This is a genomic window from Streptomyces sp. NPDC029044 (assembly GCF_040637495.1).
Lineage (GTDB): Bacteria > Actinomycetota > Actinomycetes > Streptomycetales > Streptomycetaceae > Streptomyces.
The window spans coordinates 138,206-162,030 of the sequence record NZ_JBEZWN010000002.1 but is presented as its reverse complement, the minus strand read 5'-3'; the positions used below and the strand labels follow the sequence as shown (position 1 = coordinate 162,030).

20 protein-coding genes are annotated in these 23,825 nt (G+C 72.9%); 6 read left to right on the top strand and 14 right to left on the bottom strand.

Features of this window, described 5'->3' with window-relative positions; genetic code table 11:
• Positions 1 to 115: 115 nt before the first annotated feature.
• Together AB0E85_RS02680 and AB0E85_RS02675 are read left to right on the top strand one after the other, a co-directional pair.
• Positions 116 to 1,078 carry an LLM class F420-dependent oxidoreductase gene (locus AB0E85_RS02680; RefSeq protein WP_361921696.1) on the top strand — a complete coding sequence of 321 codons (963 nt, stop codon included), beginning with the start codon at positions 116 to 118 and terminating at the stop codon, positions 1,076 to 1,078.
• Between the two features lie 99 nt (positions 1,079 to 1,177).
• Complete coding sequence (locus AB0E85_RS02675) at positions 1,178 to 1,516, top strand: hypothetical protein (protein ID WP_361921938.1); 339 nt, start codon at positions 1,178 to 1,180, stop codon at positions 1,514 to 1,516.
• A gap of 477 nt (positions 1,517 to 1,993) precedes the next feature.
• On the opposite strand, the gene AB0E85_RS02670 is transcribed toward AB0E85_RS02675, so the two are convergent.
• Positions 1,994 to 3,028: an SDR family oxidoreductase gene (locus AB0E85_RS02670; protein ID WP_361921694.1), complete on the bottom strand. Its 1,035-nt coding sequence runs from the start codon at positions 3,026 to 3,028 to the stop codon at positions 1,994 to 1,996.
• A 6-nt stretch (positions 3,029 to 3,034) separates the two neighbouring features.
• Positions 3,035 to 3,514 (bottom strand): phage holin family protein, encoded by a 480-nt coding sequence (locus tag AB0E85_RS02665; RefSeq protein ID WP_361921692.1) that lies wholly within the window; start codon positions 3,512 to 3,514, stop codon positions 3,035 to 3,037.
• Between the two features lie 48 nt (positions 3,515 to 3,562).
• Here AB0E85_RS02665 and AB0E85_RS02660 point away from each other — a divergent pair, with 48 nt between their 5' ends.
• On the top strand, positions 3,563 to 3,910 hold the full coding sequence (locus AB0E85_RS02660) for a VOC family protein (protein ID WP_184907755.1): 348 nt from the start codon (positions 3,563 to 3,565) through the stop codon (positions 3,908 to 3,910).
• A 16-nt stretch (positions 3,911 to 3,926) separates the two neighbouring features.
• Here the strand turns inward: AB0E85_RS02660 and AB0E85_RS02655 are convergent, their stop codons facing one another.
• The 11 genes from AB0E85_RS02655 to AB0E85_RS02605 all read right to left on the bottom strand — a co-directional run bounded on the left by AB0E85_RS02655 (position 3,927) and on the right by AB0E85_RS02605 (position 19,211).
• Complete coding sequence (locus AB0E85_RS02655; RefSeq protein ID WP_361921690.1) at positions 3,927 to 4,487, bottom strand: GNAT family protein; 561 nt, start codon at positions 4,485 to 4,487, stop codon at positions 3,927 to 3,929.
• Positions 4,488 to 4,531: 44 nt separating this feature from the next.
• Complete coding sequence (locus AB0E85_RS02650; protein WP_361921688.1) at positions 4,532 to 6,367, bottom strand: CocE/NonD family hydrolase; 1,836 nt, start codon at positions 6,365 to 6,367, stop codon at positions 4,532 to 4,534.
• 72 nt (positions 6,368 to 6,439) lie between these two features.
• On the bottom strand, positions 6,440 to 7,372 hold the full coding sequence (locus AB0E85_RS02645) for an LD-carboxypeptidase (RefSeq protein ID WP_361921687.1): 933 nt from the start codon (positions 7,370 to 7,372) through the stop codon (positions 6,440 to 6,442).
• On the bottom strand, positions 7,369 to 9,333 hold the full coding sequence (locus AB0E85_RS02640) for a prolyl oligopeptidase family serine peptidase (protein WP_361921685.1): 1,965 nt from the start codon (positions 9,331 to 9,333) through the stop codon (positions 7,369 to 7,371). Before AB0E85_RS02640 ends, AB0E85_RS02645 begins: the two co-directional genes overlap by 4 nt.
• A gap of 4 nt (positions 9,334 to 9,337) precedes the next feature.
• Positions 9,338 to 10,651, bottom strand: a complete 1,314-nt coding sequence (locus AB0E85_RS02635; RefSeq protein WP_361921683.1) for a M20/M25/M40 family metallo-hydrolase — start codon at positions 10,649 to 10,651, stop codon at positions 9,338 to 9,340.
• Positions 10,644 to 11,477: a M55 family metallopeptidase gene (locus tag AB0E85_RS02630; protein WP_361921682.1), complete on the bottom strand. Its 834-nt coding sequence runs from the start codon at positions 11,475 to 11,477 to the stop codon at positions 10,644 to 10,646. Before AB0E85_RS02630 ends, AB0E85_RS02635 begins: the two co-directional genes overlap by 8 nt.
• Positions 11,478 to 11,551: 74 nt before the next feature.
• Positions 11,552 to 12,643, bottom strand: coding sequence for a GDSL-type esterase/lipase family protein (locus tag AB0E85_RS02625; protein WP_361921680.1), 1,092 nt, complete (start codon positions 12,641 to 12,643; stop codon positions 11,552 to 11,554).
• 154 nt (positions 12,644 to 12,797) lie between these two features.
• Complete coding sequence (locus AB0E85_RS02620; RefSeq protein WP_361921679.1) at positions 12,798 to 13,523, bottom strand: methyltransferase; 726 nt, start codon at positions 13,521 to 13,523, stop codon at positions 12,798 to 12,800.
• Positions 13,524 to 13,646: 123 nt separating this feature from the next.
• A complete protein-coding gene (locus AB0E85_RS02615; RefSeq protein WP_361921677.1) occupies positions 13,647 to 16,064 on the bottom strand; it encodes a SpoIIE family protein phosphatase in 2,418 nt (805 codons plus the stop codon).
• Positions 16,065 to 16,229: 165 nt separating this feature from the next.
• The gene (locus AB0E85_RS02610; protein WP_361921675.1) at positions 16,230 to 18,611 is read right to left on the bottom strand and encodes an MFS transporter; all 2,382 of its coding nucleotides are present in this window, start codon (positions 18,609 to 18,611) and stop codon (positions 16,230 to 16,232) included.
• A gap of 156 nt (positions 18,612 to 18,767) precedes the next feature.
• Positions 18,768 to 19,211, bottom strand: coding sequence for an SRPBCC family protein (locus tag AB0E85_RS02605; protein ID WP_030843880.1), 444 nt, complete (start codon positions 19,209 to 19,211; stop codon positions 18,768 to 18,770).
• Positions 19,212 to 19,380: 169 nt separating this feature from the next.
• Between AB0E85_RS02605 and AB0E85_RS02600 the strand changes: the two genes are divergently transcribed.
• From AB0E85_RS02600 to AB0E85_RS02590, 3 genes are all read left to right on the top strand, one after another.
• On the top strand, positions 19,381 to 20,421 hold the full coding sequence (locus AB0E85_RS02600; RefSeq protein ID WP_361921673.1) for an Rv2578c family radical SAM protein: 1,041 nt from the start codon (positions 19,381 to 19,383) through the stop codon (positions 20,419 to 20,421).
• 160 nt (positions 20,422 to 20,581) lie between these two features.
• Positions 20,582 to 22,168 carry an alpha/beta hydrolase gene (locus AB0E85_RS02595; protein WP_361921672.1) on the top strand — a complete coding sequence of 529 codons (1,587 nt, stop codon included), beginning with the start codon at positions 20,582 to 20,584 and terminating at the stop codon, positions 22,166 to 22,168.
• A 131-nt stretch (positions 22,169 to 22,299) separates the two neighbouring features.
• Positions 22,300 to 22,824 (top strand): GNAT family N-acetyltransferase, encoded by a 525-nt coding sequence (locus tag AB0E85_RS02590; RefSeq protein ID WP_361921670.1) that lies wholly within the window; start codon positions 22,300 to 22,302, stop codon positions 22,822 to 22,824.
• A 34-nt stretch (positions 22,825 to 22,858) separates the two neighbouring features.
• Here AB0E85_RS02590 and AB0E85_RS02585 read toward each other — a convergent pair whose 3' ends face one another.
• Complete coding sequence (locus AB0E85_RS02585) at positions 22,859 to 23,434, bottom strand: adenylosuccinate lyase (protein WP_361921668.1); 576 nt, start codon at positions 23,432 to 23,434, stop codon at positions 22,859 to 22,861.
• Between the last annotated feature and the right edge of the window lie 391 nt (positions 23,435 to 23,825).

The following is a 23,825-nucleotide window of genomic DNA, read 5'->3' as shown; positions in this document are numbered from 1 at the left end:
TGGGCACCCAAACGTCGACCGGGGCCCACCGGCCCTTACGCCGCCGGTTTCCGGCCCTGCGCGCGGGTAACCCGGTGCGGGATACGGACCGCCGATGTCGCGGAGGCACTCCCCCATGCCCGAGTACGGTTACTTCCTCTCGTGCGAGCAGTACGGACCCGCCGAGCTGATCGAGCAGGCGCGGATGGCCGAGCAGGCCGGGTTCCAGGCGCTGTGGATCTCGGACCACTACCACCCCTGGAACGACGAGCAGGGCCAGAGCCCGTTCGTGTGGTCGGTGATCGGCGCGCTGTCGGAGGCGGTGTCCCTGCCGGTCGAGACGGCGGTGACCTGCCCGACCGTGCGGATGCACCCGGCGGTGGTGGCGCAGGCCGCTGCAACCAGCGCGGTGATGACGGACAACCGCTTCCGGCTCGGCGTCGGCTCCGGCGAGGCGCTCAACGAACACATCCTGGGCGACCACTGGCCGCCGGCGCACGTGCGTCTGGACATGCTGGAGGAGGCCATCCAGGTGATGCGCCGCCTGTTCACCGGCGAGGAGGTCAACCACCACGGCCCGCACTACACGGTCGAGAACGCCCGCCTGTACACGGTCCCGGACGAGCCGATCCCGATCGACATCTCCGGCTTCGGCCCCGCCGCGACGCAGCTCGCCTCCCGCGTGGGCGACGGCTACATCACGGTCATGCCGGACGAGGCGATGGTGGAGCAGTACCGCAAGGGCGGAGGCGGCGGAAAGCTCGTCAGCGGCGGCACCAAGGTCTGCTACGACACCGACAGGGACGAAGCCGTCCGGACCGTCCACCGGCTCTGGGCGAACGAGCAACTGCCGGGCGAGCTCGGCCAGGTGCTGCCCTCCCCCAAGCACTTCGAGCAGGCGCAGCAGCTCGTCACCGAGGACATGGTGCGCGCGAACCGGGTGTGCGGCGACGACGTGGACGAGCACGTGGCGGAGCTGAGGCAGTTCGCCGACGCGGGTTTCGACCGGGTCTACGTGAACCAGATCGGGCCCGACCTGCGCGGCTTCTTCGACTTCTACCGCACGAAGGTGCTGCCGCAGCTCCAGCAGGCCGCCTGACGCCCGCCCCGGGAAATCCGTAGGCGACCCGGTGGCGGGCCGCCTACAGTCGCGGGCATGTCTGTACGTCTTCGTATGCGTGAGGCCCTGCCGGAAGCGATGCGGGCCCGTGACAAGGCCGCGGTGAGTGCCCTGCGCGCCACCCTGGCGGCGCTGGACAACGCCGAGGCGGTGCCCTTGGACCACAGCGCGCCGCGTGCCGCCGCTCTGGAGGCCTCACCGGTCGGTGCCGGTGCCACCGAGGCGGCCCGGCGCGAGCTCAGCGAGGAAGAGGTGGTGGACGTCGTGCGGGCCGAGGCCGCCGAACGGCTTCAGGCGGCGGCGCACTTGACCGCCCCCGCACACGCGGACCGCGCCGAACGGCTGCGGACGGAGGCGGCCGTGCTGCTGCGCTTCCTCGACGGCGCCGCCACCGAGGACACCGCGCAGAGCGCATAGCGGCCGGCCAACCCGCAGGCGGGAGGGGCGCGTAGCGGCCGGCCAGCCCGCAGGCGGGCGCGGGCGGTCTGCGAGGCTGCCTCCACGGCGCGGAGCGCTCAATCGACGGCCGACCGCGAGCGGGCGCGGGCTGCCGCCACACCGCGAAAGACACCCACGCCACGCGCATGACCAACAGCCCGCCACAGACGGACGCGGAACGCACCACGAAGCGCTCAACGGCCGCTCACCCACGGCGAGCGCAGGCAACTCGCGAGGCTGCCTCCTCGCCGCGAAAGACACCCGCGCAAAGCGCATGACCGACAGCCCGCCACAGACGGACGCGGAACGCACCACGAAGCGCTCGACGTCCGGTCACCCACGGCGAGCGCGGGCGACCCGCGAGGCTGCCGCCACGCCGCGAAAGACACCCGCGCCACGCGCATGACCGACAGCCCGCCGCAGGCGGGCGCGGCCCGCGAAGCGCTCGGCGACCGGTCAGCCGCGGGCGGCGGGCGCGGTCAGTTTGCGCGCTGCCAGGGCGGCGGCCCCGGCGGTGAGGAGCGCGCCCATCCACCCGCGGTTCCGTGACAGCCACTGCTGCGGGCTGCTGCCGGTGGACTCGTCGTCGAAGCGCCCGTGCGCGCCGAAGTCCCGGCCGTGCGGACCGTCCGCCGGTGACCACAGGTTCGCCGGGCCCTCGGGACGGCCCTGATCCTGCTGCGCGTCGACGTTCGTGCGGGCCAGGTACCGCTCCAGCAGCCCCGGGACGACCGCGTTGGCGAGGAGCGTGGCGGCCGTGGAGCCGCCCACCCAGTACTCCCGGCGCCGCGCGTGCGACGACGCGTGCACGATGGCCCGGGCCGCGACCTCCGGCTGGTAGACGGGCGCGACGGGCCGGGCCCGCCCCGGCATGCGGTTCAGTACCCAGTCGAACTGCGGGGTGTTGAGGCCGGGCAGCTGCACCATCGTCGTCCGCACCCCGCTGCGCGCGTGCAGCAGCTCACAGCGCAGCGACTCGTTGAACCCCTGGATCGCGTGCTTGGCCCCGCAGTACGCCGACTGGAGCGGGATGCCCCGGTAGGCGAGCGCGGAGCCGACCTGCACGATGGTGCCGCGGTCGCGCGGCAGCATGTGGCGCAGGGCGGCCCGGGTGCCGAACACATAGCCCAGGTACGTCACTTCGGTGACGCGGCGGAACTCCTCCGGGGCGACGTCCGTGAACGGCGCGAACACTCCGGTGAAGGCGTTGTTGACCCAGACGTCGATGTGGCCGTAGACGTCGACGACCTGCTGGGCGGCGTCGTCGACGGCCTTGGCGTCGGAGACGTCCACGCCGACGACGAGCGCCTCGCCGCCGGCGCGCTCCACCTCGTCCGCCGCGGCGGCAAGTCCCTCACGTCCGCGGGCGAGCAGAGCGACCTTGTCCCCGCGGGCGGCGAAGGCCCGGACCGTGGCCCGTCCGACGCCGCCGCTGGCTCCGGTCACCACGACCACACGGCCGCGCCGGTGCGATGTTCCTGTCGCGCGCACCCGGCATCACGCCCCGCGATGGGGTAGGTCCGGGTCCTGCCGCGGCCGCGGCGGGACGGGGCCCGGCGTGGCCGCTTCGGCGGGCGGGGCCGGCGGAACGGGCGGGTACGGCATGCCGCCGACCGCCCCGGCCGCGGTCTGCCGGGCGCTGTCCCCGCCCGGCGCCGGACCGGCCGCGTGCTCCGGGCCCGGCCGGGCCGGCCGCGCCATGCCGCGCAGCACATAGGCCAGGGCGCCCAGGATCACGGCCGTGATCAGTGCGGCGGCCCAGTCGGGCAGGCCGAGGGCGAGGGCGAGCCCCACGGCGAGCGCGAGGGCCGCGCCCGCGTACAGGGCGAGCGCGCCGGACGCGGCGTACAGGGCGGCCTTGCGGCGCTGTTTGCGCGTCTGCTCGCGCAGTTCGTCCCGTACGGTCTCGCGTGCCACCTGTGCCAGCTCGTCGACCAGGTGCTTGTCCAGATGCTCCAGGTGATCCAACGGCTTCATACCCGGCCGGGTACCCTCGCCCCCCTGCGCGTAACTAGGCTTCGCCGCATGGAGATTCTGGGTGCCACACTGCGCGTCTGCGTCGACGACCTCGAGACCGCGATCCCCTTCTACGAGCGGCTGGCGGGCGGCAGAGCCCAGCGCTTCGAGCGGGGCGGTGTCCAGGTGGCGGCGATCGGCTGCTTCCTGCTGATGAGCGGCCCCCCGGCCGAGCTGGAGGTCCTGCGCAAGGTCGCGGCGACGATCGCCGTGACGGACGTCGAGGAGACCCACAAGGTGCTGACCGAATTGGGGGCGCACATCGTGGCGGGCCCGATCGCCTCACCGGCGGGCCGCAACCTGATCGCCCTGCATCCGGACGGCTCGGTCTACGAGTACGTGGACCGCCAGGCGTAGGCGTCGCCGCCGGGGCTCAGGGCCGGCCCGGCCGGGTGATCATCTCGGTGGTGATCGCCCAGCGTTGGTGGTCGCGCCAGGCCCCGTCGACGAAGAGCATCTTCGGCGAGAAGCCCTCCAGGCGGAACCCGCAGCCGCGGGCCAGGGCGATCGACGCGGTGTTCCCCGGCTGGACGTTGATCTCCAGCCGGTGCAGCCGCATCGGGCCGAACGCGTGACCCACGACGAGGTCCAGCCCTTCGCGCATCAGCCCGCGCCCGGCGGCGTGCGCGAAGGCGCCGTAGCCCAGCGCCCCGGACTGGAAGCCGCCCTCGACGATGTTGTTGATGTTGATGAACCCGGCGATGGCCCCGTCACCCTTGTCGCAGACCAGGAACCCGGCTTTGGAGGGGTCCTCGATCAGCCGGCCCGCGTAGGCGGTGTAGGCCTGCGCCGTGGTGGGCGGGAAGAGCCACGGGTGGTGCAGGTCCTTGCTCTCCCGGGCGCGGGCGGTGAATTCGGCACCGTCCTCGTAGGTGAAGTGGCGTATGCCCACCCGGGGGCCTTCGGCGAGGTGTCGGGATGCGTGGTGCGGCACCCCGCCACAGTAACCGCGCGGGCTGTCCCTCCCCAGTCGGGGCGTCAGGAGCCGGCGACCGGCAGCCGGAGCACTCCGGTGTTCCGCGGCCCGCTGATCACGGTCACGGGCTTGATCCCCCGGTTGCCGAAGTACGCGTCGTCGCTCGCGGCGATCACGAACCGCAGCCGGTGCCCGGCCTGGTACCGGTGCACGATGCCGGGCAGGGTGACGGTGAAGCTCCGGGTGACGTCCGGGACGCGGACCGGCGCGACCAGGCGGCGCACCAGGGTGCGGGTGCCGTCGGGGGCGACGTCGTAGAGCTTGGCGAACAGGACGAGCTTGTCGGCCGCGTCGGCGGAGTCCTGGGTGCGCTCGGCCTTCGGGGAGACCACCTTGAGCGTGGCCCGGGGTGCGCCGACGACGTCGAGGGGGCGTTCCAGCGGCTCGCTCGTCCAGTCGAGGTAGGTGCCCTTGGTGTCGCGCGGCGGCGTGTCCGGCAGGCCGATGAGGCCGGACAGGGAGCTTTCCGAATGGCTCGTGGGGATGGGCCAGTTGGTGTAGCGGCGGCTGTCGGCGGTGACCTCGTCGCGTCGGTCCACGAGTCTGCCGTCGCCGGAGAGGTACAGGGTGCGGCCGGTGGCCGGGAGCCGGCTCGCGGTGGCGTAGGTGCGGTCGGGGTCGGTGATCCAGTCGCGGTAGTAGGCGAAGGCCGGTCCGGTGTCGACGTGGGTCCGCCCGCGCAGATGACGGTCGAACCAGGCCAGGACGCGCCGGCCGACGTAGCTGGACTCCAGGTTGCCCCGGGACAGGTCGAGTTCACCGGCGGCCGGGCCGGTGAGTCCGCCGCTGTGGCCCCAGGACTGCCAGATCATCTTGACGGGCGTGCCCTGGGCCTTGAGCGTCCGGTACGTGGCGGTGGCCTCGTTGAGGTTGAACAGGGTGTCGGCCTGCCCCTGGACCAGCAGGGTCGGCGTGCGGACGCGGTGGAGGTACGACACCGGGGAGACACGGTGGGCGAAGGCGAGCAGCTCGGCGGTGCGGTCGGCCGGGTAGCTGCCGGAGTTCAGGGTGTGGACGGTCCGGCAGGCCTCGGTGACGAAGTGCAGGCAGGCCAGGGAGTTGATGCGGGAGGGGTCGAGGGCGGGCTGGAGCAGCGGCTGGCCCTCGCCGATGAGGTAGAAGCCGTTCGTCCACTGCCATTTGAAGACGCCGGGGACGCCCGTGCCGCCGGCGGCGTTGTTGGGATCGAGCGAGTAGGCCAGGTCGTTCCAGGTGATCATCGGGACGAGCGCGTCGAGGCGGTGGTCGACGGCGGCCGTGGCCAGCTGCACGGCGCCGCCGTACGATCCGCCGATCATGCCGACCCGGGGGTCTCCCGGAGCGTCCCGTGTGACGAAGTCGGCGGTGGTGCCGTCGTCGGCGGCGCGCTTGCCGCCGAGGAAGTCGACGAGCTGTGCGGCCGCCGCGCCGTCGACGTCCGGGTCGTCGAGGGAGACGAGGCAGCCGCTGCGGCCGAATCCGAGCCCGGAGTAGATGAGCGAGACGTAGCCGCGCTGGGCGAAGGCCTTGCCGATGGTGTCCGTGGAGCCGTCCGACTTGCTGCCGCCGAAGCCGTTGGTGCCGAGCACGGCGGGCGCCGGGTGGTCGCGGTCCACGCCCGCGGGACGGTACAGGTCGGCGTCGACGGTGCAGGTCCGTTCTCCGGCCCGGACGGTGAACTTCAGCGGTGTGACGGTGTAGGTGTCGGCGGCGGTGGCGGGCGGCGTGAGGGGCAGGGCCAGGGCGGCGCCCAGGGCGAGGACGAGGGGGGCACGGAATCTGGGCACGCGTCGGGACACTCGGACCTCCACGGTGAGGGCAACCCGGATACCGACCAGTAGGTACCGGCCGGTTGTCATGGTGTGACACGTGTCAGAGGCCGTCAATCACCGAAACGAGGGTTTCTTGACAGCATTTCAGTAGCGGGATGCTCACCCCAGGGCCGGTTCGTCGAGCGTCAACGTGCCCGCTCGGGCGTCCAGTTCGGCCCGGACCCCGAGGGGCATGGTCAGCGCGCCCTCCCCGTGCCCGAACCCGAACTCCTCCACGACCGGGACGCCCAGACCGCCGAGCCGGTCCGCGAAGACCGCGCGCAGCGCCTCCCGCGGGCCGCACGCCTCCCAGGAGCCGAGCACGATCCCGGCCACCCCGTCGAGCCAGCCGGCGCGCAGGAGTTGGGTCAGGTACCGGTCCAGGCGGTACGGGCTCTCGCCGACGTCCTCGACGAGCAGCAGTCCACCGCGCGCCCCGGGGTGCGCGTGCGGGGTGCCGAGGTCGCTCGCGAGCAGGCTCAGGCACCCGCCCAGGGTGACGCCCCGGGCGCGGCCCGGGACCAGAGCGGTGCCGCCCGGGGGCACGGCTGTCAGGGTCGTCACGGACTCCGGCTCGAAGAGGGTGGCCCGCAGATGGTCCTGAGCCCGGGTGTTCTTGAGGAAGTCGACGCCGGCGGCGGCGGGCCCGTACAGGGTGACCAGCCCCAGCCGGTTGGCGAAGGCCTGGTGCAGGACGGTGACGTCGCTGAACCCGGCGAACACCTTCGGGCCCGCGGACCGCATGACGTCCCAGTCGAGCAGGTCGACCATGCGCTGCGCCCCGTAGCCGCCCCGGGCGCAGAGCACGGCCGCGACGGAAGGGTCGCACCAGGCGGCCTGGAGGTCGGCGGCGCGCTGCTCGTCCGCGCCGGCGAGGTAGTCCAACTCCCGGTGTCTGCCCAGCACATGGGGTGCCACCAGGGGGTCGAGGTCCCAGCCGCGCAGGATGTCGAGCCCGGCCTGGAGGCGTTCCTCGGGCACCGGCCCGCTGGGTGCGACGACGGCGACGCGGGCGCCGGGGGCGAGCCGGGGCGGTCGGACGAGCTGGTTCACCTGCTGAGCTCCAGAGTGGGGACGCCGGGCGGTTCGAGGCGGAACACCTGTGCGTAGAGGGAGAGTTCGGCCTCCAGGGCGCGCACCATGGTCTCCGCCTTACGGAAGCCGTGCCCCTCCCCCTCGAAGGCGAGATAGGCGTGCGGCACCCTCCGGCCCTCCAGGCGGGCCAGGAACCGCTCGCACTGGACGGGCGGGCAGATCACGTCGTCCAGGCCCTGGAGCAGCAGGAACGGCACGGTGAGGCGGTCGGCGTGGGCGGCGGGCGAGCGCTCCGCGTACCGGGCGGGCACCTCGGCGAGCGGCCCGATCAGGCCCTCCAGGTACCGCGATTCGAAGTCGTGGGTCTCCCCCGTGCCCCAGCCGGCCAGGTCCAGGATCGGGTACTTGATGGTGCCGCAGGCGTAGACGCCGGTCGTGGTCAGCGAGGCGGCCGCGGTCCAGCCGCCCGCGCTGCCGCCCCGGACGGCGAGCCGGCCGCGGTCGGCGGTGCCCTCGTCGGCGAGGGCCAGGGCGACGGCGGCGCAGTCCTCGACGTCCACCACGCCCCACTGTTCGCGCAGCCGCTCGCGGTAGGAGCGGCCGTAGCCGGTGGAGCCGCCGTAGTTCACCTCGGCGACGCCGATGCCGCGCGAGGTGAAGTAGGCGATCTCCAGGTCGAGCACGAGCGGGGCCCGGCCGGTGGGTCCGCCGTGCGCCCAGACGACGTAGGGCGGCAGTTCGTCGCCGGGCGCCACGCATCCGGGGTGGTGCGGCGGATAGATGTGGGCGTGGATGTCGCGCCCGTCGGGGCCGGTGAAGGTGCGGATCTGCGGCTCGGGGTAGTACGCGGGATCGACGGCGTCGTCGTGCTCGGCGCCGACGACCCGGGCCCGGCCGGTGCGGGCGTCCAGCTCCACGACCTCGTAGGCGCTGCGCGGGCTGGCCCCGACGGCGACGACCCGTTCGCCGTGGGCGGCGAGGGTGGGGGCGAACTCGGTCCAGGGCCCGGCCGCGTCGACGACCTCGCCGGTCTCGGGGTCCAGGACGCCGAGGGCGGTGGCGCCCCGGCCGTGCACGACGGCGATCAGCCCGCTGTCGAGCGGCGTGAACCATCTCGAGCCCAGCTTCCACAGCGCGCCGCCGAACTCCTCCTCGCGCGGGCACAGCGGCTGTCCGTCGAGGTAGAGGTTCCACCAGCCGGTGCGGTCGCTCGCGTGCAGCAGACGGCCGTCGTGGGTCCAGTCGGCCTGGGCGATGGACTCGCCGGGGCCGCCCGCCACGGCCCGGGCGTCGCGCAGGGTGCCGTCGGGCGCGACCTCGGCGAGGAGCAGCTCGGTGCCGTCCCAGGGCATGCAGGGATGGTCCCAGGCGAGCCAGGCGGCCCGCCGCCCGTCGGGCGAGAGCTTCGGTCCGGTGACGAACCGGTGCCGGCCGTCGGTGAGTTCGCGTACGGCGCTCCGGTCCCGGGCCGCGGATCCGTCCAGCGGTACGGCGGCCAGGACGCGGCGCACGTCGGTGGGTCCCTCGCCGGTGAACTCCTCCAGCACGCACCACACTTCGCCCCGTGAGGGCAGCGGCAGCGGCTCGGCCCAGCGCAGGCCCGCGCCGACGGAGGACACGGGGGTGAGCGGTCGGGGTTCGCCGCCCGGCTCGCAGCGGTACAGCCGCTGGTCGGCGAAGTTCACGAACACCACCAGCGGTCCGGCCTCACCGGGGAGCGCGGCCCACGGGTGCCCGCCGTACTCGATGACCCGGCTGCGCACGTTCCACGGCGCGGGCAGCAGGGGCTCCTCCCGGCCGTCGGCGTGCCGCCGTACCAGGGTGCGCCGGCCGCCTTCGGCGGGGCGCGGCTCGGTCCACCACACCTCGTCGCCGACGAAGCCCACGTACTCCGGGTGCCCGTCGTGCGCGGCGGTCAGGGCCGCGTCGATGGGCGAGGGCCACGCCCCGTAGGCCAGCGTCCGCACCGTCTCCCCCACTCTCCTAGGCCGTCCGCAGGAACCGGTCGAGTACGCGGACACCGAAGTGCAGCGCCTCGACCGGTACCCGTTCGTCGACCCCGTGGAACATGGCCGCGTAGTCGTAGCCGTCCGGCAGCTTCAGCGGGGTGAAGCCGTAGCCGGTGATGCCGAGGCGGGAGAACTGCTTGGCGTCGGTGCCGCCGGACATGCAGAACGGCACGACGTGGCCCTCCGGCGCGAACTCCTCGACGGCGGCCCGCATGCCCGCGAACGTCGCCGAGTCGACCGGCGACTGAAGGGCGACCTCGCGGTGGTGGAACTCCCAGTCCACGTCCGGCCCGGTGAGCCGGTCGAGGGTGCTGCGGAACTCCTCCTCGCCGCCGGGCATGTACCGGCCGTCCACGTGCGCCACGGCCTCCCCGGGAATGACATTGATCTTGTAACCGGCGTCCAGCATGGTCGGGTTGGCGCTGTTGCGCAGGGTCGGCTCGACGAGCGCGGCGGCCGGGCCGAGCTTGTCCAGCAGCGTGTCGACGTCGGTGAGGTCGGTCTCGACACCATAGACGGCGGCGAGTTCGGTGAGCGCGGCACGCACGGTAGGGGTGAGCCGCAGCGGCCACTCGTGCGCGCCGATCCGGGCGATCGCGCCCGCGAGGTGGGTCACGGCGTTGTCCCGGTTGACCTTGGAGCCGTGGCCGGCGCGTCCGCGGGCGGTGAGCTTCAGCCATGCGGTGCCGCGTTCCCCGGCCGCGATCGGGTAGATCTGCCGCCCGCCGCCGTCGTGGAAGGTGAAGGCGCCCGACTCGCTGACGCCTTCGGTGCAGCCCTCGAACAGTTCGGGGTGCTCGTCGGCGAGGAACCCGGATCCGTCCTCGGCGCTGGCCTCCTCGTCCGCGGTGAACGCGATGACGATGTCCCGGCGGGGGCGGACACCCTGGCGGGCCCAGCCGCGCACGACGGCCAGGATCATCGCGTCCATGTTCTTCATGTCGACGGCGCCGCGTCCCCAGACGACCCCGTCGCGGATCTCCCCGGAGAACGGGTGCACGCTCCAGTCGGCGGCCGCCGCGGGCACGACGTCCAGGTGGCCGTGGAGCAGCAGGGCGTCGGCCGAGGGGTCGGTGCCCTCGATCCGGGCGACGACGTTGGTACGCCCCCGTGCGCGCTCCAGCAGGACCGGTTCGATCCCGGCGTCGGCGAGCCGTGCGGCGGCGTACTCGGCGGCGGGCCGCTCCCGGCAGTCGCCGCCGCCCCGGTTGGTGGTGTCGATCCTGATGAGGTCGGACGTGAAGGCCACGACCTCGTCCAGCGCGGACGCGTCCGCCTGCTCAGCCATACTGCTCCTCCACCGCGGCCGAGACGATCGTGGTGACCGCCTTGAAGGCGCGGATGCCCTCGTACATGGTCTCGCTCGTGCAGGCCACCTTCCGTTCCCCGATCCGGTCCACACCCGGGACGACGGTGGCGGCCATCGCCAGGTGCTCCGCGTCGAACTCCACGGCCACGGTGAACGGTCCTGCGTGCACGGGTTCGTGACGCACCGCCAGTGCGGCGGCCTCCTTGGCCGCCGCCCGGATGTCGGCCGCGGTGCGACCGGGAGTGCGGCACACGGCCGCGTAGCGCGACACATGGTCCTTCACCGCGACCTTCAGCGCCTCGGGCGCGTAGCCGAGCGCGTCCTCGCAGGCGACGTCGTCCCCCGTGACCAGCACGACCGGCACTCCGTACTCGGCGACGACATGGGCGTTGAGCAGCCCCTCGCTCGCCCGTACGTCGTTCAGCCAGACGCCCGTGATCTGGTTCGCGAGATAGGTGTGGGCGAGTACGCCCTCCATGCCGGCGCCCGCGTGGTAGCCGACGAACGCGATGCCGTCGACGTCGCCGTGCTGCACGCCCTCCACCATGGACAGCGCCTTGTGCCGGCCGGTGAGCATCTGGGCGCGGTCGTCCAGCTGCTCCAGCAGCAGGTTGCGCATGGTGGAATGCGCCTCGTTGATGATCACCTCATCGGCGCCGCCGTCGTAGAAGCCCTGTACGGCGGCGTTGACGTCGGAGGTGAACAGCGAGCGGCAGCGCTCCCACTGGGAGGCGCCCGGCATCACGTCGTCGGGCCAGGTGACGCCGGTGGCGCCCTCCATGTCGGCGCTGATGAGGATTCTCATGACGAGCCGTCCAGGGCGGAGATCTTCATGGTTCGTCACGTTACGCGCTGTGCGCGCAACGGGCTACGAGGTGGTCACCAACGGATCGGCAGGTCGGCGAGGAACGCGGTGAGGCGGTCGGCCAGCAGCCGGTGGTCGCGGGCCGAGTAGTGCCAGTGGCAGCCGGTGTGGTCCAGGCCGGTGGTGTCGAGGGGCCAGTGGCGGACCCCGCGGTCGCCCGCGGCGGTGCGCTCCCGGACGACGTGTTCGACATGGCCGGCGAAGGGGCCGGTGCCCGCGGCCAGGATGGTGGTCGCGGGGCCGTAACGCTTGCGCAGCTTGGCGAGGAAGCCGCTGTAGGCGCTGCGGTAGGCGGTGGCGAGGCTCTCGTCCGTCCAGGGCTCGCCCGGGTTGACGGGGGTCGAGAAGTCGTTCGTGCCGAGGTGGACCACCACCAGCCGCGGGCGCCAGGTGCCCGGGTTCTGCCAGACGTCGCCCGGCACGTTCAGCAGCGCACGGTCGTAGAAGGTGCGGTAGTTCACCTCCGGGGAGCCGCCGTTGTAGTTGCGCACCATCCCCTGGCCCGAGTACGCGTTGATCTGGTAGTCGGCGCGCAGTCCCCGGGCGGTGAGGGCGCCGTAGCTCACGTCGGCGTTGGTGGTGCGCTTGAGCTGCTCGCCGTCGCAGTCGCGGGAGGTCGAGAGGTTTCCGTAGCCGGCCGTGAGGGAGTCGCCGATGAATTCGATCTGGCGGCTGCGGGCGGCCGGCCTGGCCAGGACGGCACCGCCGGGTGCGGCGACGAAACCGCCGAAGGCGCTGGTGCTCCACGGAGTGTCGTTGCGCTTGACGAGCCGGACGGTGTGCACGCCCTCGCGCAGGCCCCTGACCCAGTGGGTGGTCCTACCCGGCGCGGTGAGGGTCGCGACGGTGGCCCCGTCGACCTGGACGTCGTAGTCGGCGGCCGGATCGTCGAGCACGACGCCCACGCCGGTGCCCCGGACCCGGCCCTCGAAGTAGACGCCGGGCCAGCTGTACCGGAGCACGTCACCGGCGTCCTGGACCCGCCCCGCGGTGTGCACGGAGTCCTCCACCCCGCGTCGGTCCGGTGCGGCGACGGTCGTGACGGCCGCTGTGCCGACCAGCACGGTCGACACCGCCGACGCGACCAGCATCCGTAACCAGGGCATCGGCATGACGGTCCTCCGCGGGGGCGAGGGGGTGCACGGAACGGGTCAGAGTGACCGTACATCGACAAATCCATCGCCCACCAGACGGCGTCCGGCATGGCCCTGCACCCGGCCCGTCCGGCAGCCCGGCGGCGACGGCCGCCGACCGCCCGCCTCAGGCCGTGCGCCCCGCCACCAGCCAGGTGGAGGGCAGCTCGATGCGGGTGCCGTCGGGCCGGTACTCCGTGGTCTTCAGGGGCAGCCGGCCGCTCGCCAGGACGGTGAGGCCGGCCGAGCGCAGGTACTCGGGCACGGCCTCGTCCGCGACCTCGCCGGGCGCGAGGCCGTGCCGGAACACGGGCGCGAGCTTGGGCGGCGGACCGTCCGGGCCGCCCGCCAGGCCCCCCAGTACCTGCTTGGCGGCGCCCGAGAGCTCCACGAGGCAGGCGCGGCCGCGGTCGCCGACCAGCGTGGCGATACCGTCGACCAGAGGCTGCCGGTCGTCCGGTTCGCACTGGTGCAGGACGCCCCGCATGTAGACGTTGGTGTCGCCGAGTTCCGCGTGCAGGGCCTGGGCCTCGTCCTTCCCGGCGGCGTCCAGCTGACGGTAGGCGGCCTGTCCCGCCGGGTCGCAGCGCCGGGCGTGGTCGAGGGCCGCGGCGGACAGGTCGACACCCAGGACCCGCGGGAAGCGGTCGGCGAGGTAGCGGGTCTGGGTGCCGTTGCCGCAGCCGAGGTCCACCAGCGGCAGGGCGGGATCGGTCAGGTACGGCTCGAAGAGCGCCAGATGGGGGCCCACGGTCAGGACCGGTTCCGCGTCCCAGAACACCGCCCCGGGTTCGGCGGACGCCTCACGCCAGAAACCCTCCCAGGCCTCCCGGTACCGACTCGTCACGCTCATGGCCCACTCCCCAGGGGTGCGTACGATCCCCGCCGTGCGACGGGCGAGTACGGTGTATCGTGCCCCGGCCCCGGCCACAAGAACGCGGCACGTACCTTCGAGCCCCGTTCGGGGCGGCGGTGTTCAGCGGCGCGGCAGCGTCAGCTCGAACCAGACCGTCTTGCCGGTCTTGGTCCGGCTGGTCCCCCACGCGCGGGACAGGGTGCTGACGAGGCGCAGACCGCGCCCGGCCTCGTCGAGCGGGCCCACGTCGAGCAGTTTCGGCAGCTCGTGGTCGTCGTCGTCCACCTCGCACAGCAGGGTGTCGCCGCGGACCAGGCGCAGTTCGACGGGGCGGGCGCGGGAGTGCCGTACGGCGTTGGTGACGAGTTCGCCGACCAGGAGTTCGGCGGGCGCGACCAGCTTGACCAGGCCCCACTCGTGCAGTTGCTCGCGGACCGCCGCTCGGGCCCGGCTCACCTCGGCCGGGTCGAGCGCGAGGCGCCATTCGCCCACGTCGTCCGGCTCGATGCCGCCCAGGCGGGCCATCAGCAGTGCCACGTCGTCCTTGCGGCCACCGCGCGTGTTGAGGGCCCGGATGATGGTGTCGCAGGCGTCGTCCATCGACGCGGCGGGGTGCGCGGCCGACTCGCAGAGGGTGGCGAGACCGACCCCGATGTCCTCGCCGCGCACCTCGACCAGCCCGTCGGTGCACATCACGAGCCGGTCGCCGGGCTCCACGCGCACGCGTACCGACTCGAAGGGCACTCCTCCGACGCCGATGGGCGCACCCGTGGGCAGGTCCAGCAGTTCGCTGCGGCCGTCGGCGGCCCGGACCAGGACGGGCGGGATGTGCCCGGCGTTGGCGAGGTGGAGCTCGCCGGCGATCGGGTCGTAGACGGCGTAGAGGCAGGTCGCCAGGTAGGTGTCGCCGAGGCGCTGGGCGAGGTCGTCGAGGTGGCGCAGCAGCTGGGCGGGCGGCAGGTCGAGCCCTGCCATGGTCTGCACGGCCGTGCGCAACTGGCCCATCATCGCCGCCGAGTTCAGGCCGTGGCCCATGACGTCGCCGACGACGAACGCGGTGCGCCCTCCGTGCAGTTTCACCGCGTCGAACCAGTCACCGCCGACCCGGCCGAGCAGCGTGCCCGGCAGATAGCGGGTGGCGATGTCACAGCCCGCCATGCGGGGCGGGATGTGCGGCAGCATGCTGTCCTGGAGCGTCTCGGCGACGTTCTCCTGCAAGGTGTACATGCGCGCGTTGTCGAGCACGAGGCCCGCGCGGGCGGCGAGTTCGGCTCCGGTGACGCGGTCCATGTCGTTGAAGACGGGCCGCTCCGGATGGCGCAGAAGGATCATGAAGCCGAGCACGACGTTGCGCGCTTTGAGGGGTACGACCAGCATGGAGCGGCCGGTGATGAGGGGCCGGATGTCGCGCTTGTCGAACTGCGCGGCGATGGCGTGTCCCATCTCCTCGCTGATGCGCGGCACGAGAACGGGTTCGCCGCTGGTCATGCACTGGAAGAACGGCGTGTGCGCCGGGAACGGCATGGCCTCGCCGACGGGGACGACGTCGTCCCAGCGGCCGGGTTCGTCGGTGTGCTCGACGGCGACCCGGTGCCACATCGTGGTCGTGTCGGGCACGCCGTCCGCGAACTCCTCGCCCGCGACGACCTGTTCGCGCAGGTACGTCCCGGCGACGTCGGTGAAGCGGGGCACGACCGCCCTGCTGACCTCGATGATCGTGCGGGACAGGTCGAGGGAGGTGCCGATGCGGCCGCTGACCTCGTTGAGGAACTCCAGGCGCTCGCGGACGGCGGCGTACTCGAGGTCTTCACCCTCGTCCCGCAGCTCCTCCGGCACGGGTTCACCAGCGGCCAGGGCCCGCGCGGCCCGTTCGCGGCGCGCCTTGCGCTCGGCGCGCCGGGCCACGCCCCAGTCGGGGGTCACGGGAACCCGGTCGTTCTGGCTGAACTCCAGGATCGGATAGCCGAGTTCGAGGACCTGCCCGACGATCCGGGCGCTCTCGCCCACGCTCATGCTGGGCAGGATCTCGGGGAGGCGGCGGGCGAGGTCCTCCGCCCCGGGGAAGTCGGTGTGCAGCGCGAAGCCGGGGGCGATCCGCTCGAACGTCCCGTCACCCGCACGCAGCCCGTCCGCGTCGGCGGCCAGCACGAGCAGCCGCTCGGGCCCGGGGCCCACCAAGGGGTAGGCCCACCACAGGACGTCGACGCGGCCGTCGCCGGGAGCGGTGAGCCGGGCGCGGCCCGCCGCCGGGTAGGAGAGCCCTCCGTCGAGGGAGGATTCCAGGTCGGGGCCGACACCGTCGCAGGCGGTGTCGGGGGCGTCCGGCTCTTCGGACAGGGCGCCGGAGACGGGGAGCAGGTCGAGGGCGGTACGGCCGATCGCCTCTTCCTTGGGGGTGCCGAACAGGCGTCGAGCGCCGCGGCTCCAGTGGGACACGAGGCCGTCGCGGTCGACCACGACGACGGCCAGGGGGACACGGCCGGGCTCGGCGGGTTCCGTCGCCGCGCCCTGCTCAGCCCTGTCGGTGCCACGGTCCATGGCCCAGGCCCTCTCTCCCCACGGACGCAAGATCTGTGCCGGCGTCACCACCGTACGGCGCCCGCCGGTGGCGATGTGAGGCAATGCGGGAATTGCCCGCGCTGGGCGCGCACCGGCGCACGACCCCGTCCGCCGGTGCTGTCCGGTCCTCGGCCGGGTGCCCGTTCAGTCGTCGTGGCTCAGCTGGAGATCCCGCTCGGTGCGGCCTCCTCCGGCGACCTGGAGCACGGTGGCGACGGGCGGGTAGCCCGCGGCGATGACGGTGTACTCGCCGGAGGACAGGTCGACGAAGCGGAACGTGCCGTCGGCGCCGGTGGTGAGGGTGTCGACGACGTTGCCCGCCACGTCGAGCAGTGTCACGCGGGCGTCCTCGACGGGCCGGCCGCCGCCCGCCCGGACGGTGCCGCGCAGCACGGCTCCGCCGGCCAGCTCGATGTCCCGGCGGGTCTCGCGGGCGGCCTGGACGGTGACGGGGAGGGCGGCCGGGCGGAAGGCGGGCGCGCCGGCGGCGAGGGTGTACTCGCCGGCGACGAGTTCGGTGATGACGTAACCGCCCTCCCGGCCGCTGCGGGTGGTGGCCACGACCTCGCCGTGCACGTTGGTGAGCGTGACGGTGGCGTCCCGTACGGGCGTGCCGTCGGCGGTGACGACGGTGCCGATCAGGTTTCCGGCGCCGCCGAGGACGATGTCGAGTTCGACGGGGCGTTCGCCGACGGTCACGGAGACCGCCTGCGGCTGGTGGCCGCCGGCCGTGGCGATGAGCACGTAGGAGCCCGGGCCGGGGGTGGCCAGCGCGTAGCGCCCGTCCTCGCCGCTGGCGCCCCGCCCCGTCTGCTGCCCGGTGGCGTCGATGAGCGTGAGCGCCGCGCGGGGCACGACCGTCCCGTCGTGGTGCTGTACCGAGCCGCACACGGGCCCGCCGGCGGCGTACGCCCGGGCCTGCGGGATCGTCCCCGGCGCCGTGTCCTGGTCGGTGACGGAGGCGTTGTGGGTCACCAGGGGTTTCTCCTTGAGGAAGAGGGCGATGACCAGTCCGAGGACGAGCACCGGCACCAGGTAGAGGAAGATCCGCGGCATGGCGTCCGCGTACGCCCGGATGTAGCCGTCGCGCAGGGCCGGGGGCAGTGCGTGCACGAGCTGCGGGGTGATGGACTCGGGGTCCGGCAGCCCGGTGCCCGCGCGGGCGGGCAGGCGCTCGGCGAGGGCGTAGGTGAGCCGGTCGGCGAACAGCGTGCCGAAGACGGCGGCGCCGACGCTGCCGCCGATCTGCCGGAAGTAGTTGTTGGCACTGGTGGCGGTGCCGAGGTCGGCCGGGCGCACGGAGTTCTGCACGGCGAGGATCAGCACCGGCATCACCATGCCGATGCCGGCGCCGAGGACGGCCATCCAGATGCTGTAGTGCAGCCGGGGCGTGCCCACCTCCAGGCGCGACAGCAGCCACATGCCGGCGACGGAGAGGGCGCCGCCGAGGACCGGGTAGGCCTTGTATCGCCCGGTGTGGCTGATGAGCTGGCCGACGACGACCGAGGCGCCGACGATGCCGGCCATCATCGGCAGCATGAGCAGGCCCGACTCGGTGGCGGAGGCCCCGTCGACCATCTGGAGGTACGTCGGCAGGTAGCTGGCGGCGCCGAACAGCGCGACACCGACCACGAGACCGACCAGGCCGGTGACGTTGAAGACGGAGTCCCTGAACAGCCGCAGCGGGATGAGGGGTTCGACGGCGAAGTGCTCGGTGACGAGGAAGAGCACGGTCGCCGCCGCCGCTCCGGCCGCGAGGCCGAGGATCATGCGCGAGTCCCAGGCGTGCTCGGTGCCGCCCCAGCTGGTCAGGAGGACCAGGCAGGTGGAGGCGGCGGTCAGCAGCAGCGCGCCGAGGACGTCCAGCCGGGCCCTGGCGGCCGGCTTGGGGAGTTTCAGCGCGACGGCGACGACGGCGAGGGTGACCAGGCCGAAGGGGACGTTGACGTAGAAGCACCAGCGCCAGGAGAGGTGGTCCGTGAAGTAGCCGCCGAGCAGCGGCCCGGCCACGGAGGCGAGGCCGAAGGCGGCGCCGATCAGGCCCAGGTAGCGGCCGCGCTGCCGGGGCGGCACGATGTCCGCGATGATCGCCTGCACGCCGATCATGAGACCGCCCGCGCCGACGCCCTGAAGGGCGCGGAAGGCGATGAGCTGGTCCATGGTCTGTGCCCGGCCCGCGAGCGCGGAGCCGACGACGAAGACGACGATCGCGAACTGGAAGACGCCCTTGCGGCCCAGCAGATCGCCGAGCTTGCCGTAGATCGGCAGTCCGACGGTGGCGGTGAGCAGGTAGGCGGTGATGGCCCAGGACATGCGGTCCAGGCCGTGCAGTTCACCGACGATCTTCGGGAGCGCCGTGGCGACGATCATCTGCTCCAGGGCGGCCAGGAGCAGCGCGAGCATGAGCGCGAAGAAGACCAGCCGCACCCGGCGCGGGCTCGGTCCGGTGTCCGGATCCGGCGGGGGTGCGGGGGTGTCGGGAGGCGCTACCGCCGGTTCGTCCTGCGCCAGAGTGATCCCGCCCACTCACCGCTCCCCTCGTCGCGCTGCCGCACAATTCCCGCGTAAAAGCGACAACTACGAGCAAGCGCGACGAGTTACGGCACCGGAGCGAGCCGTACGGAGATCACCCGAACCGGTGAGGGGCGGCAACACCTTTGAGGTGTCCGCGTCTTGGGCGGGCTACTTCTCGACCTCGGCGGCGAGCTTGGTGAGCATCGCGTCGTAGATGCGGCCGAGGCCCTTGGGCGCGAAGGTCTTCTCGAAGAAGCCGCCGATGCCGCCGGCGCCGGTCCACGTGGTGGTCACCACGACCCGGGACTTGCCCTCACCGGCCGGGGTGACCCGCCAGGTGGTGACCATGGAGGAGTTGCGGTCCTTCTCGACCAGCTCCCCGTCGGTGGGCTCGCTCACCTCGAGAAGGCAGTCGCGCACGCGCTTGCTGGTGGCCTGGAGCTTCCAGTGGACGAGGGTGCCCTCGCCGTCACCGCCCTCCCGGACCTCGTACTCGCTGAACTGCTCGGGCAGCAGCTTCGCGCGTGTGCCGCTGTAGTCGGCGAGGGCGTCGAACACCGTCTCCGCGTCCGCCGCGACGATCCGCTCCGTAGTGGCTTCGACCTGCGCCATCGCTTTCCTCCAGGACCTGGTTGCTCGGGGGTCGGGGCAAGCCAACCACCCCGCCGCCCGGCCCCCCAAATCGGGGTGGCCGAACCGGTCGAACGCGTTCGGAAAACACCCTCGCACGATCAAGGGAACATGTGTTCTATTCTGTGGTCAGTGCTACCGAGGAGGCGTCATGCGCTGGGAGAACCTCACATCGGACTCCGAACACAGCCGGGCCGATGCCGCGCTGTTCGGCGCGGACGCGGTGACCACGCGTACCTTCGACACGCCGGAGTTCCGCGGGATCACCTTCCACGAGATCCGGGCCCGCTCGATCATCAACCGGGTGCCGGCGGTCTCGCGGATGTCGTTCCAATGGACGGTCAACCCCTATCGGGGCTGCTCGCACGCGTGCGTGTACTGCTTCGCACGCAAGACGCACAGCTACCTGGACCTCGACACGGGCCTCGGCTTCGACAGCCAGATCGTGGTGAAGACCAACGCGCCGGAGCTGCTGCGCCGGCAGCTCGGCTCGCGCCGCTGGCAGGGCGAGCACATCGCCATGGGCACCAACGTCGACTGCTACCAGCGCGCCGAGGGCCGCTACCGGCTGATGCCGGGCATCATCTCGGCACTGCGCGACCACGCCAACCCCTTCTCGATCCTCACCAAGGGCACGCTCATCCTGCGCGACCTGGAGCTGATCGAGCAGGCGGCACAGGTGACCGACGTCGGCATCTCCGTGTCGGTCGGTTTCACCGACCAGGAGCTGTGGCGCACCGTCGAGCCGGGCACGCCCTCGCCCGAGCGGCGCCTCGACGTGGTGCGCACCCTGGCCGAGCACGGCATCGGCTGCGGGGTGCTGATGGCCCCGGTGATCCCGTTCCTGAGCGACTCGCCCGCCCGGCTCCGCGCCACGGTGCGGGCGATCGCGGCCTCCGGCGCCACGTCCGTGACACCGCTGGTGCTGCATCTGCGGCCCGGCGCCCGCGAGTGGTTCATGGCCTGGCTGGGGCAGCACCACCCGTACCTGGTGGCCCGCTACGAGCGGTTGTACGCGGAGGGCTCCTACGCCCCGAAGTGGTACCAGCGGCGGATCACCCGTCAGGTGCACGAACTGGCCGAGGAGTACGGCATCGGGCCCACGCGCGCGGGGATGCCGCGCCGGATCCGGCCCGAGCGGCCGGCCGAGGAGCCGCCGACCGCCGGACCGACCCAACTCTCGCTCCTCTAGGGCAGTTCGGACCTGCCCCTTACGAGCATTCGAGCGCATCCGAAGATCCAATCGGGTCATGAGCTTTACGCAATGAGTTCTTCCGGGACCTCGGTCCGGGACGATGCCGCGAGGACGGCGACCCTCGCGGTCCTCCATCCCGCCGTCCTGGGAGGACTCCATGGGAAAGCGCGCAGCCGCGCTGTGCGGTGCCGCCGCCGTCGTCATCGCCGGCACCTTCACGGCCGTTCCCGCCGGGGCGAGCGCACCAGGCACCGCGCACACCTTCCGGACCGCGAAGCCCGCCTGGAGGAGCTGCGCCACCGAGGACCACCCGACGCTCCAGTGCGCGTCCCTGAAGGTGCCCCTCGACCACCACAGGCCGCACGGGGAGAAGATCTCCCTCGCCCTGTCACGCGTCCCGCACACCGCCAGGACCTACCAGGGCCCGCTGCTGGTCAACCCCGGCGGCCCCGGCGGCAGCGGACTGACGCTCGCCGGGTTCGTCGCGTCGTCGCTGCCCGCGGAGGTCGCGGCCCAGTACGACGTCATCGGCTTCGACCCGCGCGGCGTGGGGGCGAGCAAGCCCGCGCTGGACTGCGGGCCGGGCCACTTCGACCCGGTCCGCCCGGACTCCCTGCCCACGACGCCCGCGATCGAGAAGGCCAACCTCGACCGCGCCAGGTCCTTCGCCGCCGCGTGCGGCAAGAAGTACGGGCACCTCCTCCCCTACATCACCACCACCGCCGCCGTACGCGACATGGACGTGATCCGGCAGGCCCTGGGCGCCGAGAAGATCAACTACTTCGGCTACTCGTACGGCACCTACCTCGGCGCGGTCTACGCCGGGCTCTTCCCGGAGCGGGTCCGGCGTCTGGTCCTGGACTCCGTGGTCGACCCGACCGACGTGTGGCACGAGGCCAACCTCAACCAGGACGTGGCCTTCGACGACCGCCACCGCGCCTTCCTGGCGTGGGTCGCCGAGCACGACGCGACGTACCGGCTGGGCACCGATCCGGAGAGGATCGAGGCCCGGTGGTACGCGATGCGCGCGGCCCTCGCGAAGAAGCCCGCGGGCGGCACGGTGGGCGCCTCGGAACTGGAGGACACTTTCATCCCGGGCGGCTACTACAACGGCTACTGGCCGGGCCTGGCGGAGGCGTTCGCGGCGTACGTGAACGACAAAGACCCCGACCCGCTGGTCGCGGCGTACGAGAACTTCGGCGCGGTGGACGCCTCCGGCGACAACGGCTACAGCGTCTACACCGCGGTGCAGTGCCGGGACGCCCGGTGGCCGCGCGACTGGCGGCAGTGGCGCAGGGACAACTGGGCGGTGTACGACAAGGCTCCGTTCATGACCTGGAACAACGCCTGGTACAACGCGCCGTGCGCGTTCTGGCCGACGGACTCGCGGCGGCCGGTGACCGTGGCCAACGGCAAACTGCCGCCGGCCCTGCTGTTCCAGGCGACCGGCGACGCGGCCACTCCCTACGAGGGCGCCGTCACCGCGCACCGTCTGCTCGCCCGTTCCAGCCTGGTCGTCGAGGAGGGCGGCGGCAACCACGGCGTCACGCTGAGCGGCAACGCCTGCCTGGACGAGCACCTGGCGGCGTACCTGACGGACGGCACCGTGCCGCGCGGTCACGGCGAGGCGGACGCGGTGTGCGAGGCGCTGCCCGACCCGGAGCCCGTGGCGGCGACCGCGAAGACGGCCGCGGGCTCCTCGCACGGCTCGGCGCTGCACGGCCTGCTCGGCTTCCGCCACTGAGCGGCTGACGACCCGTCGGGGGAGGACGCTGTCAGTGCCATGGTCCACCATGGGCCCATGAGTGAGCTGACGAGGATCCCCGCCCCCGACGGAGCCGCCGCAGGCGCCCGGCGCTGTCTCCCGGTCGCGTCATGACCCCGCGGATACGGGAGATGACGCCCGCCGACTGCGAGGGCGTCGCGGAGGTCCGTGTCGGGGGCTGGCGCAGCGCCTACCGGGGCCTGGTGCCGCAGCCCTACCTGGACCGGCTCAGCGTCGAGGAGGACGCCGAGCGGCGTCGCACATACCTCGCGCAGGGCGACGGCAGCGTAGTGAACCTGGTCGCCGAGGGCGCCGGCGGCGAGATCGTCGGCTGGGCGTGCCACGGCCCTTACCGGGGCGGGCAAGTCAGCACCGAGGACGCCGAGTTGTACGCCATCTACGTGCACCCGGATCGGTTGGGGCGGGGCGTGGGGCGGGCGCTGCTCGCGGAGTCGGTCGCGCGCTGTTCCGACGCGGGCCACGGCCGTCTCCTGCTGTGGGTGCTCAAGGAGAACGACCGGGCCCGCCGCTTCTACGAACGGGCCGGCTTCCGGGCGGACGGCGCCGAGGAGCCCTTCGAGGTGGACGGGGTCGCGGTCCCGGAGGTGCGGTACGCCAGGGCCCTCGCCCGCTGACGTCGCGGCACGGCGGGCCCCTCCCCCGCCGTCGTCACCGCTGCTTCGGGATCCGCCCCAGTGCCCGCACCGCCGCCTCGGCCAGCGCCGGATGGGCCAGGGCCTCGTTCAGGACGGGCCGGGCCCGGGTGTCGCCCAGCGCGCCCAGCCCGTCCACGCAGGCGAGGGCCACACGGCGGTACGGGTCGTGCGGACGCAGGCGCCGCTGGAGCGTGGTGATCAGCGCCGGCACCGCCTCGGGGGCGCGCAGTTCGACCAGGAGCCGCACCGGCTGGAGGGCGTAGGCGACACGCAGCTCGTTGGTGGCGAGGGCGGCGGCCGCCCGCGCGGTCCGCGGGTCGCCGAGCCGGGCCAGGGCGTGAGCGGCGGAGGCACAGCGCGGGGGGTCACGGTGGTTGAGCAGCAGCACCAGCGCCTCGAAGGCCCGCCGGTCCCGCGCGAGCCCCAGCCGGAACGCGGCCAGTTCCCTCGCCCACAGGTGCTGCCCGGGTTCGGTCAGCACCCCCGCCAGGGCGTCGAGGTCGTCGGTCGCCACGAGCCGCTCGAACGCGGGCGGTGCCCCGGACTCCTGCCGTAAGCGTTCCGTGAGTGATCGCAACTCTTCGCTCATGCCTCAGAGGTTAGGGGCCGCGCCGTCCGCGCGGGACGTACATCACAAAGACGAGGGCTGGCGTGCTCGTTACCCGCCAGTTAAGCTCAGACGAGCGAGTTACCCACTCGCATTCCTCGTGGCGGTCTGGTGACGCGGCTGCCGCGAGAGCAGTCGGTTCGGTGCCTCAGGTACCGCAGTACGGCTCGGCCCCGGGACAGGGCCGGTCGGACCCGCCGTTTCAACCCCGGGCGTGTGCACGCCCGCTGAGCGGCACCGGGCGTGTGCGCTTCGCAGCCCGGCCAACACCCGCACTTCATCACGCACCCGGTGCGCCCGTGGTCCGGCCCCGCCGGGCCGCCTCCGGCGCACCCGGAGCGCGTTCCCCGTCGTCACCCTCATCCTGGAGTCC

Coding starts and splice junctions, on each gene's coding strand:
- AB0E85_RS02680 (WP_361921696.1), top strand. CDS start 116: ATGCCCGAGTACGGTTACTTCCTCTCGTGCGAGCAGTACGGACCCGCC.
- AB0E85_RS02595 (WP_361921672.1), top strand. CDS start 20,582: ATGGGAAAGCGCGCAGCCGCGCTGTGCGGTGCCGCCGCCGTCGTCATC.
- AB0E85_RS02635 (WP_361921683.1), bottom strand. CDS start 10,651: ATGGCTGAGCAGGCGGACGCGTCCGCGCTGGACGAGGTCGTGGCCTTC.
- AB0E85_RS02650 (WP_361921688.1), bottom strand. CDS start 6,367: ATGACAACCGGCCGGTACCTACTGGTCGGTATCCGGGTTGCCCTCACC.
- AB0E85_RS02590 (WP_361921670.1), top strand. CDS start 22,300: ATGACCCCGCGGATACGGGAGATGACGCCCGCCGACTGCGAGGGCGTC.
- AB0E85_RS02600 (WP_361921673.1), top strand. CDS start 19,381: ATGCGCTGGGAGAACCTCACATCGGACTCCGAACACAGCCGGGCCGAT.
- AB0E85_RS02675 (WP_361921938.1), top strand. CDS start 1,178: ATGCGGGCCCGTGACAAGGCCGCGGTGAGTGCCCTGCGCGCCACCCTG.
- AB0E85_RS02620 (WP_361921679.1), bottom strand. CDS start 13,523: ATGAGCGTGACGAGTCGGTACCGGGAGGCCTGGGAGGGTTTCTGGCGT.
- AB0E85_RS02625 (WP_361921680.1), bottom strand. CDS start 12,643: ATGCCCTGGTTACGGATGCTGGTCGCGTCGGCGGTGTCGACCGTGCTG.
- AB0E85_RS02585 (WP_361921668.1), bottom strand. CDS start 23,434: ATGAGCGAAGAGTTGCGATCACTCACGGAACGCTTACGGCAGGAGTCC.
- AB0E85_RS02660 (WP_184907755.1), top strand. CDS start 3,563: ATGGAGATTCTGGGTGCCACACTGCGCGTCTGCGTCGACGACCTCGAG.
- AB0E85_RS02665 (WP_361921692.1), bottom strand. CDS start 3,514: ATGAAGCCGTTGGATCACCTGGAGCATCTGGACAAGCACCTGGTCGAC.
- AB0E85_RS02630 (WP_361921682.1), bottom strand. CDS start 11,477: ATGAGAATCCTCATCAGCGCCGACATGGAGGGCGCCACCGGCGTCACC.
- AB0E85_RS02605 (WP_030843880.1), bottom strand. CDS start 19,211: ATGGCGCAGGTCGAAGCCACTACGGAGCGGATCGTCGCGGCGGACGCG.
- AB0E85_RS02615 (WP_361921677.1), bottom strand. CDS start 16,064: ATGGACCGTGGCACCGACAGGGCTGAGCAGGGCGCGGCGACGGAACCC.